The sequence below is a fragment of the Herminiimonas glaciei genome (assembly GCF_042664955.1).
GTDB classification, from domain to species: domain Bacteria; phylum Pseudomonadota; class Gammaproteobacteria; order Burkholderiales; family Burkholderiaceae_D; genus Oxalicibacterium; species Oxalicibacterium glaciei.
The window spans coordinates 1-879 of record NZ_JBHTBU010000006.1 but is presented as its reverse complement, the minus strand read 5'-3'; the positions used below and the strand labels follow the sequence as shown (position 1 = coordinate 879).

General features: G+C 53.9%; 1 pseudogene. It reads right to left on the bottom strand.

Annotated elements, in window-relative coordinates:
• Window positions 1–879 (bottom strand): annotated as a pseudogene (locus tag ACFQPC_RS18255) (calcium-binding protein); the annotation flags it as partial.

The window sequence follows — 879 nt, the reverse complement described above, 5'->3', positions numbered from 1 at the left end:
TTAGCCGTATCGCCGGCATAGCTGACGCGGTTATGCAGCGTGCCAAGGCCACCATCAAAGGCATTCACTGCACTGCTGCCATAGAACAAATCGTCGAACAGGCTACCCGTGACATTCTGGATGTTCGTATAGGCATCGTTATTCGCATAACCGCCGCTGCCACGCAAACTCGCCACACCGTTTTGCGTCACCGCACTCAGGTTGACAATCACACCCACATCCGAAGCGCCGTAGTTCACCGTGTTGATGCCACCGCCACCATCAAAAATATTCTCCGCAGCACTGGCGATAAACGTGTCATTCCCCGAAGTACCGGTGATGTCCTGGATATTGATATAGGTATCACCAGCAGCGTCGCCCAGCGAACCGCGGCCTGCGTTCACACCCAATATCGTCTTGTCGGAAAGGTTGACAATAATGCCGGTGCTCGATGCCGCATAGCTGACACGGTTATGCAGTGTTCCGCCGCCACCATCAAAGGTATTGACCGAGTTATTGGCAAAGAACACGTCATCAAACAAAGTACCGGTCACATTGTTGATGCCTACATACGTATCATTGTCTGCATCGCCACCCACGCCACGACCGGCACCCACCGTTTCCAGTGTAGTACCGGACAAATTGACCTTAACGCCGGCCGTCGATGCCGCATAACTGACCGTATCGCTGCCGCCGTTACCGGTGAAGGTATTGACCGCCGCACCGCCAATAAAAGTATCGTTACCCGTACTGCCGATAACGTTCTGGATATTGGTGTAGGTATCGCCTTCCGCATAGCTGCCGCTACCGGTATTGGATGCCACGCCACCCACTGTTTGCGATGACAGGTTGACTGTCACACCAGCAGTTGACGACGCATAGCTCACCGTATTGGAACCG